Origin of the sequence: Poriferisphaera corsica (assembly GCF_007747445.1) — a bacterium.
Taxonomy (GTDB): Bacteria; Planctomycetota; Phycisphaerae; order Phycisphaerales; family Phycisphaeraceae; genus Poriferisphaera; species Poriferisphaera corsica.
Map to the genome: position 1 here is coordinate 3110958 of NZ_CP036425.1, position 14128 is coordinate 3125085.

12 protein-coding genes are annotated in these 14128 nt (G+C 47.9%); 8 read left to right on the top strand and 4 right to left on the bottom strand.

The annotated features are described in order from the left end of the window. Nucleotides 1–39: 39 nt before the first annotated feature. Nucleotides 40–285, bottom strand: a complete 246-nt coding sequence (locus tag KS4_RS12775; protein WP_145078742.1) for a hypothetical protein — start codon at nucleotides 283–285, stop codon at nucleotides 40–42. Between the two features lie 324 nt (nucleotides 286–609). On the opposite strand from KS4_RS12775, the gene KS4_RS12780 reads away from it, so the two are divergent. From KS4_RS12780 to KS4_RS12790, 3 genes are all read left to right on the top strand, one after another. After that, complete coding sequence (locus KS4_RS12780) at nucleotides 610–855, top strand: hypothetical protein (protein WP_145078745.1); 246 nt, start codon at nucleotides 610–612, stop codon at nucleotides 853–855. 161 nt (nucleotides 856–1016) lie between these two features. Further along, nucleotides 1017–1658 carry a CheB methylesterase domain-containing protein gene (locus KS4_RS12785; RefSeq protein WP_145078748.1) on the top strand — a complete coding sequence of 214 codons (642 nt, stop codon included), beginning with the start codon at nucleotides 1017–1019 and terminating at the stop codon, nucleotides 1656–1658. A gap of 376 nt (nucleotides 1659–2034) precedes the next feature. Then, a complete protein-coding gene (locus tag KS4_RS12790) occupies nucleotides 2035–3312 on the top strand; it encodes an alpha/beta hydrolase-fold protein (RefSeq protein WP_145078751.1) in 1278 nt (425 codons plus the stop codon). On the opposite strand, the gene KS4_RS12795 is transcribed toward KS4_RS12790, so the two are convergent. Beyond that, nucleotides 3275–3523 (bottom strand): hypothetical protein, encoded by a 249-nt coding sequence (locus tag KS4_RS12795; RefSeq protein WP_145078754.1) that lies wholly within the window; start codon nucleotides 3521–3523, stop codon nucleotides 3275–3277. The genes KS4_RS12790 and KS4_RS12795 overlap by 38 nt on opposite strands. 848 nt (nucleotides 3524–4371) lie before the next feature. Between KS4_RS12795 and KS4_RS12800 the strand changes: the two genes are divergently transcribed. Further along, nucleotides 4372–4914, top strand: coding sequence for a hypothetical protein (locus tag KS4_RS12800; protein WP_145078757.1), 543 nt, complete (start codon nucleotides 4372–4374; stop codon nucleotides 4912–4914). A 50-nt stretch (nucleotides 4915–4964) separates the two neighbouring features. Here KS4_RS12800 and KS4_RS12805 read toward each other — a convergent pair whose 3' ends face one another. Beyond that, the gene (locus KS4_RS12805; protein WP_145078760.1) at nucleotides 4965–5204 is read right to left on the bottom strand and encodes a hypothetical protein; all 240 of its coding nucleotides are present in this window, start codon (nucleotides 5202–5204) and stop codon (nucleotides 4965–4967) included. 404 nt (nucleotides 5205–5608) lie between these two features. Between KS4_RS12805 and KS4_RS12810 the strand changes: the two genes are divergently transcribed. After that, a complete protein-coding gene (locus KS4_RS12810) occupies nucleotides 5609–5830 on the top strand; it encodes a hypothetical protein (RefSeq protein WP_145078763.1) in 222 nt (73 codons plus the stop codon). 53 nt (nucleotides 5831–5883) lie between these two features. Here the strand turns inward: KS4_RS12810 and acnA are convergent, their stop codons facing one another. Beyond that, nucleotides 5884–8652 (bottom strand): aconitate hydratase AcnA, encoded by a 2769-nt coding sequence (acnA, locus tag KS4_RS12815; protein WP_145078766.1) that lies wholly within the window; start codon nucleotides 8650–8652, stop codon nucleotides 5884–5886. 345 nt (nucleotides 8653–8997) lie between these two features. On the opposite strand from acnA, the gene miaA reads away from it, so the two are divergent. The 3 genes from miaA to KS4_RS12830 all read left to right on the top strand — a co-directional run bounded on the left by miaA (nucleotide 8998) and on the right by KS4_RS12830 (nucleotide 14118). Then, the gene (gene miaA / locus KS4_RS12820; RefSeq protein ID WP_145078769.1) at nucleotides 8998–9987 is read left to right on the top strand and encodes a tRNA (adenosine(37)-N6)-dimethylallyltransferase MiaA; all 990 of its coding nucleotides are present in this window, start codon (nucleotides 8998–9000) and stop codon (nucleotides 9985–9987) included. 457 nt (nucleotides 9988–10444) lie between these two features. After that, a complete protein-coding gene (topA, locus tag KS4_RS12825; protein ID WP_145078773.1) occupies nucleotides 10445–13108 on the top strand; it encodes a type I DNA topoisomerase in 2664 nt (887 codons plus the stop codon). A gap of 146 nt (nucleotides 13109–13254) precedes the next feature. Next, a complete protein-coding gene (locus KS4_RS12830) occupies nucleotides 13255–14118 on the top strand; it encodes a glycoside hydrolase family 16 protein (RefSeq protein WP_145078776.1) in 864 nt (287 codons plus the stop codon). The last annotated feature ends 10 nt before the right edge of the window (nucleotides 14119–14128 follow it).

Below are 14128 nucleotides of genomic sequence, written 5' to 3' on the forward strand. Positions count from 1 at the left end.
ATGATAGCACGATCAGAGTTGAGATATGAATTTATCACATTAAAGCGCTTGTTTAAGATCAGCGAGCCTCGCTTTATTGCGGGTGTTCGACCAGATCGATGAAAGAAGATGGAAAATCACTTCAATACACTCTTGAAGAGGTGATCCTTGCGCCTCGTCCAACAACGTTGAGGCTCGCTGCATAACTGTCCAAACGCGACGTTCAGAAAGTGTGCCCGCGAGTTGCATGGAACGGAGCTCTTCCAATTGCGTTTGCAGATCCTTGATGTCGTTGTCGTGAACCATACATCTCCATTCGTTAATCGATCAGTATGTGTATTGAAGCAGAGTGGGGGCGATAATCAAGATGCGATGTGGTGAAATCGCGGTAAATGTGTAACTGGCAGGAATCTAGAAAGGTTTGTAGGGGTTATGAAAGTTTGCGAATGTAAGGATGGGCAAAATAGAGGATTTCGTGGTATTAGATGTAGATATGGTAAGCAATTATTGGTCTTTGCAAGAAAGTTGGAAGTTGCCCCTCGATATTGCCGAGAAGTTATTTAGCAGCAACCGATAAGCACGGATTCGGTTGATAAGTACAACTTCAAGCGTGAATACGGAGTATGAATCGTGGTAAAGCAGAAAGATGTTGATGCGTTGTTAGCGGAACTTGAGCATGCACGCCGGGTATTGAAACAAAGCCGTGAAGCTGTTTATCCGCAGATTGATACGCTTGTTGAACGTGCTGCAGATCTTCATAAAGAATCTATCGGCGGCAAATTCGAACCTGCATTAAGCAGTGTACATTATCTGCTTGATTCGATGCGCCGTGGCATACAAGCCAAAGAAGTGCTGAATCAAAGCATGGCTGCATAATGAGCAATAATCACTGAAAATCAGTGATGCCCAGATATCTCTGAGATTTCTCGGATAAAAGCCCATACAAGTGGGCTTTTTCTTGTATCGCAAGCGGCTGGATTCCTCATCACCACAAACCGATAACATCAGTATCAACTGCCCTTCTGAGGAGTGATTGTTTGTCTGTTTTGCATGACAATCCATGTCTTGATGTCACCAGCATGAAAGCTGTCGCGATTGGTATTAGTACCGGCGGTCCGAAAATACTTCGACAAATCTTGGTTGGATTGCCTGCGGATCTCTCGGTTCCGATTTTTATTGCTCAGCACATCCCGCCCACATTCAGCAAAACACTTGCAGCGTCACTAGACCTACTTAGCCCATTAACTGTTGTTGAAGCTGAAGACGGTATGCCTGTGTTCCCAGGCACTGTTTATCTTGGTAAAGGACGTCAGCATCTCCGTGTCCGCAAAGGCTCACAGCTCGGCTCTGCTCGCATTGAGGTCAATAAAAAGCCAGATGGGCTGTTCTACTATCCTTCAGCTGACGAGCTGCTTAGGTCCTGCTCGGAGGTCTATCATGGCAAGGTTCTTGGCATCGTTATGACAGGTATCGGGAAAGATGGGACCCTTGGTGCTGAAACCATCAAATCGATGGGGGGTCTGATTGCATCTCAGGATGAAGCGAGCTGCTCGGTCTATGGCATGCCTCGAAGCGTTGAAGAAAGTGGCCTTTCTGATGCAGTCTTAACACCTGACGAGATGACTCAGCTACTCATGCAATTCTCTTCCAGCTATCCTCCACCGTGCCTGAAACGATAGCCATGACAATACATATCAGTCATTAAATAAGCATTTACATCTATCAAAACCATATGTCATTTGGGTTCATTTTGATAGTTTATCGCTCATTCTGAGATCAAAATTACGCAAATCTTTTATTTATAGCTATTTGCAGTGTTATACGCAGGGTCGTGAATTCTGGCATGGAATATGCATATAAAAGGTACTCAACCCACCCCCGGAAGCGCGGCGAGTTTGCATTCTGCAACTCGCCGTGTTTTATTGTATCCACTTCATATCACGTCATTTATCACAATAGTCGCAATACTTTTAACTGCTTATTTCATTAAAATTACACTCCTTAAGCGATTGATTGGCCTTGTTTTACAAGCTAAGTTGAGATACTTTTATATGCATGACCAAAAATCTATTTAACCGTTTTACCATTATTTCCGGGCTCGTCTTAGCTCTATTAATCGGTACCACGAGTTTGAAAGCAGAAGACGTGAATCTTACTCCTACCAACACGATTCGTTTTGTTGTACGTGTTCCTGAATCTACTCCCAAAGGTGCTGCCATTGATATCTCCGGGAGCCTTGAGGAACTGGGGATGTGGAATTCCGGCTTAGAACTTCAGCAAGATGTGGACGGCCTATATCGTGGATCCATTACCACTGCGGCTACTGGCAAAATGGAGTTTAAGGTGAGACGCGGCGGCTGGGCAAACGTGGAAAAAAATAGTAACGGCGAAGAAATCGCCAATCGTTCAGCCATCATTCATGACAATACAACAATCAACATCAGTGTAGAGGCATGGGCTGATGAATTCGCACTCGCTCAATCCGACAAACCAAGTACAGTCGTTGGCGAGCTTATCATCCATAAAGATGTTAAATCTGAATACCTTGAACTATCAAGAACGGTGCGCGTTTACTTACCACCAAATTATGAACAAAATAAGGATGCACATTATCCCGTCTTATATATGCACGATGGGCAAAACTTATTTGATCAACGCACTAGCGCATTCGGCAACGAATGGGAAGTCGATGAAAATCTGGTCGAATTGGTAAAAGCAAAGAAAATGGAACCAATCATTGTGGTAGGGATTGATAACTCAGCGATGAGATCGGATGAATACACGCCAACTTACTGGGAACGCTACGGCGCGGGAGGGAAAGGTGATGCATACGCAAAGTTCTTAATCACAGAACTGAAACCATTTATTGATAAAACCTACCGCACCAAGCCAGAAGCTCAATATACTGGAACGGCAGGCTCATCACTCGGCGGCCTGATCTCACTCTATCTAGGCACTGCATACCCAGATACCTTTACTCGGATCGGCTCGGTCTCGCCCGCACTTGGCTGGGATAATAATCAGATCATCCGGGACTTTTCGGAGTACAAAAAAACATATCTACCACATTGGCAAAAAATGAGAAATTGGATCGATATGGGCACATTAGAAGGTGATACTGGCGGTGGTGGTGTATGCACCGTACCGCTAGCCGAAGAAGTAGCTCAGATTTTTAGAAATAGTAATCTTCGTGAAAACGATCAATTTAAGCTCTTTATCGCAGAAAATGGCCTACACAACGAACCTGCATGGGCAAAACGTATCGACAAAATTCTGATGTATCTCTACCCACCTACTACTGCAAATCTGCAATCAGTCGATCAATCGCAATAGACAACTTCCGTTCATTTTCATAACACCCCTCGAGAATGTCCTGGCGTATACACTCAATATACGATTGTTTAAAACGCTCTTGCTCTGACTTGGGCGTTTTTTCATGCGCTTGCTGAGTTTGGCTAATTTTACAAAGATCCAATCGTGCAAGTTGTTTATGATCTTTAAATGATCTTGGATTACTAGTGCCGATATTGATTTGCTGATTCACCGTCGCACCCTGTTCGTGTCATTTTCTTTATCGCATGATCCAGTGACAGTACAAGAATCGAGTGATAGCAACATCATGACGTGGTCGAGAATTCACACGACATAAATAGCTTCACCTTTGCATATTGCAAGGATAGCGCAACACATAATTATTTGATTTATTGGGAACCCCCTCATTGCAGCGACAGGCGATTCGCATCAACCAAACAGACTCGCAAAGAGGTCCACATGCTTTGTAAACTTCACCAGCAGGCGTGGGTGGATCAATCTACATGGAGGGCGATTCTACTCAGCCTCCATAAAACAACAACACTGATATACACCTATATACATCAGGTCACACATCAATGAATGCTAATACATCGAACGTAAAGTTTTGAATTACCAACGTTTGCGTGGACATGCTTCTTTCAACAACGCCACCTTAGGTTTCAGCCAACATCCACACAACCTGCACTTACACACATTTGTTCCACCACGGCATGGCATAGCATCTTCACATCGATTACAGATTTCCAACCGCTGCCGCTTCGCACCAATTGAAGCGTGGCCAATGCCCAACGAAGCTTTAGCCAGCCCGACCGCTCCATGCGTTAGACGCGTTTTTCTACATGATAAACATCGAGTCATTGAATCACACCCTATCTAGATAGCTAAGATGTTATTCGGACACAATACCATGCAACTTCAGCGATTTTCTATTTCTTCAGATAGATTCAACGAGCGATCTGCTTGCCTATCGAGATGCGCCGTATAACTCATGTAAGGTGCGTATTGCATCAAGATCAATCAAACCAGAGCCGATGTAAAATTCTGTTATGGGGGTTCTTAATAACAAGGACTTTAATGATGAGTCAGACTGACAAGAAAGTCCCTGAGGTGGGGATGCCGAGTTTATCGGCATCAGATCTATTCAATGATCTGCAGCACCGCTGTGAGCAGCTTCGTTCATGGCATGCACAAGCCGATGGGCAAATTAAAGAAAAAATGGCTGAATTGGGTGAACGTGAAAGTGCGCTTGACGATCGCGATAATCGATTAAAAGAACACAGTGAAGAACTTCGAAAGCATCACAAGAAAGTTCAACATGCACGTAGCCGGCTCAAAGAAGACATGGACAAAATGCGTGATGATCGTGAAGAACACGAGCATGAAAAACAAATGGTCACGAATAAACGTATGGAGCTTGAGGAAGACCGGAAAGAACTACGCCAAATCCGTAAAGAACTAGATAAGGAATGGCAGACACTTAAAATCATGCGTAAAGCTCAAGAAGACATGGCCGCAACGCTCGACGCAGATCGTCAACGGATCAGCGAAATGCAGCTGAAACTCGTAAGCCATAAATACGGCGATGACAGTCAGTCTGATTACCGAAAATTAGCGGCATAAAGGATATATCTACTCTAAAAAAAGCCGCAATACATGCGGCTTTTTTTAGTTCACTCATCATACTGATTAGGCGACGGCATCGTATATTCTAAATTATTATCACCAGATTCTTCTTCGTTTAATGTGGGTGTCGTGTCTACATATTGCTCTTCTTCATCCAATTTTTGCGCCTCTTGCGACTCATCCGGGTCGGAATAATATGGATCATTACCCGGCACAAGTGACTTATCAGAACAAGATGCAAACACGCCTAAAACAACGATTAATAATGATGCTTTTAAGTACCTCATAAATAATAATATCAAGCAACCGACAAAAGTCGCTCAAGGTATTAACCGTGACATGATGAGCAAGAACATGTAGTTTCAACATGACATTCTCACAAAAACAAGTATTTATACGTATATGCTATCGCATATCTAGCCATTGCCGATCAATTCATCAGTGCATTAAATAAGTGTTCAGCATCAGCAATCGTTCTGAATAAAAACAGAGTTTCATTATCAGTCAACTTCCATAAGACAGAAGGTCAAGCAATATGGTTGCAATAAATTGTAACGAATGGAATCGGACGATAGAACGAACCATTAAACAAATACAGCTACAAGGGCAACTTCCAATGAGCCCATATGAAGTATGTCCCGAAAAGCATCGCTTAAATCTATGTGCAGGCGCATTGCTATTAAAAGAACACATGAAACACCATGCAACGAAGCAGGATTTATATCGATTTATCAATTGCATCATTAAAACGCAAAACAGCGACGTCATTCTCAAAGAAGCTGACCGTCTAGGTCTCCCTGTCGATAAAATCCATGATGTCATTTCACTCAACAACGGCCTAGCGCCACACATACGTGCTAGCGGCCTTATTGAATATCTCCAAATGCTTGCCGATGACCCTGATGAAGAATAGGCATAGAAAAAGCCCTGCAAATGCGGGGCTTGATAATATTCTCGTTATTTTACTTAGCTCTTTGCCATATTCCGTAAAACGGTGTGCAAGATGCCGCCATTACGATAATAATCAACCTCAACCGGCGTATCAATACGACAAGTCGTCACAAATTCAATCTTAGAACCATCAGCTTTGCTCGCAATAACCTTCACATCTTGGCGAGGTTGCAGACTGTCATCAATCTCGAAATCAAAGCTTTCAGTACCATCAAGTCCGAGTGATTCATGTGATTGCCCATCCTTAAAACAGAGCGGCAACACACCCATACCAACGAGATTTGAACGGTGAATACGCTCAAATGACTTGGCAATCACAGCCTTAACGTTGAGAAGGAACGTGCCCTTGGCTGCCCAATCTCGTGAAGATCCCATCCCATAGTCAACACCAGCTAGCACGACTAATGGCATATTAGATGCTTTGTAGTTCTGAACAGCATCATAAATAAATGACGCATCTTCAGGTTTTTCTACAACATTATCATATCGAGTAAAATCGGTTGTATAGCCACCTTCTGTACCCGGAGCAAGCTGATTTTTCACTCGGATATTCGCGAATGTGCCACGTGTCATCACACGGTCATTACCACGACGTGAACCATACGAGTTATACATTGACTTAGGCACACCATTCTCATCAAGATATTGAGCCGCTGGCGTACCGCTCTTAATCGCACCCGCAGGTGAGATATGGTCAGTGGTCACAGAATCAGCAAGCTTCGCCAAAACACGTGCTCCGCTGATCTTTTCGATCGGCTTTACATCTGATGTCAATCCGACAAAGAACGGCGGTTCTTGTACATACGTCGATTTCTCATCCCAACCATACAAGTCACCCGTCGTGGATTCCACCGCTTGCCATTCTTCCGAACCCTTAAACACATCTGCATACTGCGTCTCGAATTGTTCACGAGTTACACTCGACTCAACCAATGCCTGTACTTCAGCAGTTGATGGCCAAATATCCTTCAAGTACACGTTATTGCCATTATGATCCTGTGTAATCGGCTCATTCTGCAAATCAATATCTACTGTACCTGCGATCGCATAAGCTACGACCAATGGTGGTGATGCTAAATAATTTGCTTTAATATCAGGCGAAATCCGTCCTTCAAAGTTACGGTTCCCCGATAACACCGAAGCCACTACAAGATCATTTTCGTTGATCGCCTTACTGATAGGTTTAGGCAATGGGCCTGAATTACCAATGCAAGTCGTACAGCCATAGCCTACCGTATGGAAACCTAGTGCTTCTAAGTCACTCACCAAATTCGCTTGTTTATAATACTCGGTCACAACCTTCGACCCCGGTGCCAACGATGTCTTCACCCATGGCTTCGCTTTGAGACCCAACGCGTTTGCTTTACGAGCAACTAAACCTGCCGCCAACATCACTTCAGGATTCGATGTATTCGTACAAGACGTGATGGCTGCGATTGTCACCGCACCATGCTTTAGCTTAAACGTCTCATTGTTATATTCGACATCAACGCCAGCACTTCCACCATTCGAATCAGTGGCTAGCGTAACGCCGCCTTCAGCCTCCATCTCTGATGCTGTCGACTGCTTAGCCGCACTGGGCTTACCGAAAGTTACCGACAGATCTTGCTGCCACTGCGACTGCATGGCTTGCAACTCAATACGATCTTGCGGACGCTTCGGCCCAGACAGAGCGGGCACCACCCGACTCATATCAAGCTCTAGCACATCCGTATATACAATGTCATGTGACTCATCTCGCCACAATCCCTGAGCCTTACAGTACTGTTCAACGGTCGTAATCAAATCCTTATCACGCCCTGACAATTCCATATATTTTGTTGTCTGCTCGTCGATTGGGAAGAAGCCCATTGTCGCACCGTACTCTGGCGCCATGTTTGCAATCGTCGCGCGATTCGCAAGCGGCATCTCCGCAAGCCCTGGCCCAAAGAACTCAACAAACTTCCCAACAACCCCATGCTCTCGCAACATCTCCGTAATACGCAGCACCAAATCGGTCGCCGTTACACCATCCGCCAACTTACCGGTCAATCTAAACCCAACAACCTCAGGTATAAGCATATAAATCGGCTGGCCAAGCATCACTGCTTCCGCTTCAATACCGCCAACACCCCAGCCAACAACACCAAGGCCGTTAATCATTGTCGTATGCGAATCAGTACCCACCAAAGAATCTGGATACAACGTCTGATTAGATTCCCAAACACCTTTTGCCAAATACTCAAGATTCACCTGGTGAATAATCCCCGTTGCAGGCGGCACAACTCGGAAGTTATCAAATGCCTGCTGCCCCCACTTCAAAAATTGATATCGCTCGTTATTACGTTCAAACTCTTTCTCAGAGTTGATCGTCAACGCCACTTCACTCGCAAACGCATCAACCTGCACCGAGTGGTCAATCACCAAATCACATGGCACAAGTGGATTCACCTTCTTTGCGTCACTCTCATTACCCGTCATACGGACAATCGCTGCACGCATCGCCGCAAGGTCAACAACCGCCGGCACACCCGTAAAGTCCTGCAGCACAACACGCCCCGGCTTAAACGGAATCTCTACCTCACCAACATTCTTCGCGTCATAACCCGCCAGTGCCTTCACATGCTCCTCTGTCACAACATAGTTGTCCAGATTTCGCAGACATGCCTCAAGCAGCACCTTGATCGAATATGGCAACCGATCAATCTCGCCCAAACCACGCAATGCATCCAACTTATACATCGCACGTTCACCAAGCGGCGTATCTATCGCAGCAGCCGCACCAAACGGGTCTATTTTTGACATCGTTCTTAGTCCTTATTCATCGATGATTCTTCGTGTTACAGATCCATCTTCGCACACGCAACAGCCGCGATCACGGATCCTACACAGGCACTTTATACTCAAGTATGAACAGGCGATCTCACGAAATCACACCACAATTTCGCCTGTCAAAAGTCCAGATTGTCCTTAAAAAATCGGCTTCTCTGGGAAAATATGGTAGCATCCCCCCTTCAACCTAGCAAAGCCTCACCCCCTCCCATCTCCACCTCAGAACAGCCTCCACAACATCACCACAACGTCCTGACTAATCGCTGATTAGCCTTTCAAAGGTGTAATATTCAACACAAAACCATACAATCTTTTGGAATGGATCCTTCCTCCGACAACCTCCGCCCCATCATTATCCTCGGCCCAACAGCCGGAGGTAAAAGCGAACTCGCCGTTCGTCTCTGTGAATCACTCCCAGAATCTGGCGAAGTCATTTCTGCTGATTCCATGCAGATCTATCGCTACATGGACGCAGGCACCGCCAAACCCAACCTCGATCAACGCACACGCGCCCCACACCAAATGATCGACGTTGTCGAACCCACCGATCGATACACCGTCTCCCATTGGCTCACACAGACCGAATCCCACCTCACGCGACTCAAATCCGAAAACAAACGCCCCATCATCGTCGGCGGCACAAATCTCTACCTCAATGCACTCCTCCAAGGCATGTTCGAAGGGCCCGGCGAAGATCCGGACTTCCGCACCTCACTCAGCGACATCCACGAACACGACCTACACACCCGCCTTTCTAAAGTCGATCCTGAAGCTGTTTCACGCATTTTCCCCAACGACCGCAAACGCATCATTCGAGCTCTCGAAGTCCATCACCTCACAGGCCGCCCCATCTCTGATTGGCAAAAACAATGGGATGCTGAAAAACTAAAGCCCTACCGGCACAACCCCATCCTCATCGGCCTCGAATGGCCCGTCGATCCCATCAATTCACGCATTAATCTCCGCGTTAAAGCTATGTTCTATCCTGAAAAAGTCGATTCAGAACTCGCCCGCGAAGTCTGCCTCAATGGTGAATCCCTCGTAGACGAAACACGCCGCCTCGAATCAGCCAACCTCCTCGGCAAACAAGCCCGCGAAGCTCTCGGCTACAAGCAAGTCCTCGACTATCTCAACCGCAATCTCTCCCTGACAGAATCCTTCGAACGCACCAAAATCCTCACCCGGCGCTTTGCCAAGCAACAACGCACATGGCTCCGCCGTTACCGCAACGTGCACTGGATCCCCGCACACGATAAATCCGACGATGATCGCCTCTCCGCAACACTCAATATCCTCAAATCCATCTAGCCCTCGCCGTCACGTTTTACACATTCACCTCCCCAAAATGCTATCCATCTCCAACACATTCAAAAAAAATTCACCCACTTTTTATGACTATCTATATATACCCCTCCACACGTCCACAAAACCACGCCAACCGCCCTACCTCTGCACCACCTAAAACCCTGTCTTTTCTAGCACATGCCAACTTTTTCACCTCACCTTAAGCATATCCGAACAAAAACCAAACCATACCCCCTTATCAGGGTCAATTCCTACCCTTTTCATAACGCCCCACCGTTTCAGCACTTAGACATGGGACTTGACAACACCCCGCCACCGACCTGAAGATATCGCCCGATCGAACTGTCATAGGATACGTTCAGCCATCCACACGGCAACGCATCCGCTCACACGGCAGTCATTCAGGTTGGATTATCTATATAAGAGCAACAACCGGGCATCGCCCGACATACGGATAGACATGGCAAAGAAAAAAGCAACTAAAAAGAAAGCCTCTAAAAAGAAGGCAACTAAGAAGAAGGCTTCAACCGCAAGACGCTCCCGCTACGCTGTCCCAGATGCCACCGATAAGCAGCTCGTGATCGTCGAATCCCCCACAAAAGCCAAGACCATCAACAAATACCTCGGCCCCGACTACGTCGTCATGGCTTCCGTCGGTCACGTCCGTGACCTTCCCATGCGTAACCCCAAGGGCATCAAAAACCCGGTTCCCGGGGTCGACCTCGAAAACAACTTCGAACCTTCATACGACATCCTTCCTGACAAAAAGGATACCGTCAAAGGCCTCACCAAAGCCGCCAAGCAAGCACGCGACGTCTGGTTCGCGACCGACCTCGACCGTGAGGGGGAAGCCATCGCCTGGCACCTCGCTCACGCACTCGACGTCAACCCTAACAACGCAAAACGCGTTGTCTTCAACGCCATCACCAAGTCTGAAATCGATAACGCATTCGCCCATCCTCGTGCCATCGAGGACGACCGCGTTAACGCACAGCAAGCCCGACGCATCCTTGACCGTATCGTTGGCTACCAAGTCTCTCCACTGCTTTGGAAAAAGGTCGCAGGCGGCCTCTCCGCAGGACGCGTCCAGTCTGTCGCCACACGTCTCGTCGTCGAACGTGAACGTGAAATCGACGCATTCACCCCTGATGAATACTGGAAAATCACTGGCCTCTTCGCCACTGACCCCACCCAAGCCTCACCGCTCGCCAAAGCTTGGCAGGAATTCCTCGACACCGCACCCATCAAGCCCAACACCTTCGGCAACAATGTCGGCCAACGCACAATCAAAGAACAAATCGCTTGGCTTTCCGAAAACAAAGCCCTCAAAGCCGAACTCTTTGAACTCGCCGGAGCCAAATTCCAACCCGACAACCGCACAAATGCTCTCAGCATCGCACAAGCACTCGGCTTCGCACTCGATCAAACCATCGAAGATCTCGACGAAAAGGCTAAAGGCCCCGCTCAAAACACATGCAAGTATCTCGGCCACGTCGCCGAAGATGCACCTATCTACAAGATAGACTCCATCACCACTAAACGCTCAAAGTCGCGCCCCCCTGCCCCATTCATCACCTCAACCATGCAGCAGCAAGCCTCCACACGCATCGGCTTCACACTCAAACGCACCATGCGTGTCGCGCAGCAACTCTACGAAGGTATCGACCTCAAGGGCGCTCGCGGCCAGACCGGCCTCATCACCTACATGCGTACCGACTCAACCCACATCTCCGGCCAGGCACTCAACTCCGTCCGCAGTTTCATTGAACAGCAATACGGGCCCGACTATCTCCCAGATAAACCCAACTTCTATGCTTCCTCCAACAAATCCGCGCAGGAAGCCCACGAAGCCATCCGACCCACCGACCCATCAATCACACCGGAATCCATCCGCTCACGCCTTAGCGACGAGCAATTCAAGCTCTACGACCTCATCTGGCGACGCTTTGTAGCCTGCCAGATGGCTCACGCTCAATCCGACTCCACAACCGTCGTCATTGCCGCTGACACATCCGTCGGCAAAGCCAAGTTCAAAGCCACCGGACGCAACATCGTCTTCGACGGCTTCTACCGCGTCTCAGGCTACTTCGGCGACGACATCATCTTCCCACCACTCACCGAAAATCAGCCCGTCGGGCCCATGCACCTCAACCCCACACAGCACTTCACCTCACCCCCTCCACGCTACACCGAAGCCTCACTCCAGAAAAAACTCGAAGAAGAAGGCATCGGCCGCCCCTCAACCTACGCCGCAATCATCGGCACAATTCAGGACCGAAAGTACGTCGAAACACTCACCCCACGCGACAAGCGTCTCATGGCCACCGACCTCGGCATGGTCGTCACTGACATGCTCGCCGAAGCTTTCCCCGTCATCATGGACGTCCCCTACACACGCCAGATGGAAGCCGAACTCGACAAGATCGAAACCGAGCATCACGACTGGAAGCAGATGCTCGCCGACTTCTATGGCCCATTCAAAACCAAACTCGAAACCGCACACGAAACCCTCCAACACGCAAAAGCCGTCCAGGAACCCGCACCATACAAATGCGAAACCTGCGGCGCAGACACCGTCTACCGCTTCGGCAAAAACGGACGCTTCCTCTCATGCTCCCGCTACCCCGACTGCAAATACGCAGCTCCCGTCGACCGTGAAGGCAAACCACAACAGCCCGAACAGACCGACATCCTCTGCCCCATCGACGACAAGCCCATGATCAAGCGTAAAGGCCGCTTCGGCCCGTTCCTCGCTTCATCAAACTACCCCGAAGTGAAATTCATCCTCAAGATCGACCCAAAAACTCACGCCGTCGTCCTCCCTAAAACCCCGCCGATGCTCATCGAAGTTGAATGTCCCAAGTGCGGCGAACAACTCAACGTCCGCGACTCCAAGCGAGGCTTTTGGCTCTCCTGTTCCGCATTCCCCAAATGTCGTGGCCGCGGCAAACTCTCAGACCTCACCGAAGACCAAGTCAAAGACATGGAAGAAAAATGGGCCAAGCACGTCGCCGACAACCCACAACCAAACATCAAAACAGCCGAGGGCATCACCCTCACTGACGACACCTATGTCCCCCGTGTCATGGGCGAAGACTCCGAGCAACCCGCGGACGTCGCATAAATAAAATCAACAATTAAATTTTTCAAAGGCAGCTAATTTAGCTGCCTTTTTTATATAACATTCCGAACCCTGAATCTCGTTGCAAATCCGCTTCAAAACGTTAATGTAAATACTCAAACACTCTCTTAAAATCACGGATACCCAAAATGCAACTTCGCCTGTTCGCAATTTTCAGCACACTGATCTTATTGGTCTCAACTGCCACCGCCGCCGATCAAACTTGGCAACTCGATTGGTCTGATGAGTTCGATTACCAAGGCCTACCCAACCCCAGAAACTGGAATTATGAAGAAGGCTTCGTCCGAAACCACGAGACCCAATACTACACACAAGCACGCAAAAAAAATGCACGCGTCGAAGACGGCAAGCTCATCATCCAAGTACACCAAGAAGAACACAGAAACCCCAAATATTCACCCAACGCCAAACCCAGCGATTGGCGACGCTCACGCAAATTAATCACGCACACTTCGGCAAGTCTCACCACGCGTGGCAAACATGAAATTCACTACGGACGCATCGAAGTACGCGCCAAACTTCCAACTGGAAATGGAATGTGGCCCGCCATCTGGACTAAAGGCATCTCCCAATACAAAGACAAACAGCCCTGGCCCAAATGTGGCGAAATCGACATCCTCGAATACGCCGGTAAAGAACCAGGTATCGCCCACACAACCATCCACTACTTCGACAAAAAAAACAAACAACACAAATCAGGCCCGAAGTTCTCACTCAATGCCGAAAACCTTGAACACGGTTTTCATACCTACGCACTCGAATGGTCCCCTCAATCCATGCAATTCTTCTTCGATGGCAAACCCTATCACACCATCAAACTCGATGACATTGAAACAGGCCAAGACAACCCATTCCGCAAGCCGCACTTCTTACTCATCAATCTCGCCATCGGTGGCAACTGGGGTGGCCCCGTCGACAACAGCAACCTGCCTCAACAATTTATTATCGATTATGTTCGCGTCTATCAACGCAAGCCAAGCCCACTAAAATAAATCAAAAACA

What these genes read in the sequence shown, in the direction of transcription:
- acnA (WP_145078766.1), bottom strand. Translation starts at nt 8,652, where the DNA reads ATGTCAAAAATAGACCCGTTTGGTGCGGCTGCTGCGATAGATACGCCG.
- topA (WP_145078773.1), top strand. Translation starts at nt 10,445, where the DNA reads ATGGCAAAGAAAAAAGCAACTAAAAAGAAAGCCTCTAAAAAGAAGGCA.
- KS4_RS12810 (WP_145078763.1), top strand. Translation starts at nt 5,609, where the DNA reads ATGAAACACCATGCAACGAAGCAGGATTTATATCGATTTATCAATTGC.
- KS4_RS12790 (WP_145078751.1), top strand. Translation starts at nt 2,035, where the DNA reads ATGACCAAAAATCTATTTAACCGTTTTACCATTATTTCCGGGCTCGTC.
- KS4_RS12805 (WP_145078760.1), bottom strand. Translation starts at nt 5,204, where the DNA reads ATGAGGTACTTAAAAGCATCATTATTAATCGTTGTTTTAGGCGTGTTT.
- KS4_RS12800 (WP_145078757.1), top strand. Translation starts at nt 4,372, where the DNA reads ATGAGTCAGACTGACAAGAAAGTCCCTGAGGTGGGGATGCCGAGTTTA.
- KS4_RS12775 (WP_145078742.1), bottom strand. Translation starts at nt 285, where the DNA reads ATGGTTCACGACAACGACATCAAGGATCTGCAAACGCAATTGGAAGAG.
- KS4_RS12830 (WP_145078776.1), top strand. Translation starts at nt 13,255, where the DNA reads ATGCAACTTCGCCTGTTCGCAATTTTCAGCACACTGATCTTATTGGTC.
- miaA (WP_145078769.1), top strand. Translation starts at nt 8,998, where the DNA reads ATGGATCCTTCCTCCGACAACCTCCGCCCCATCATTATCCTCGGCCCA.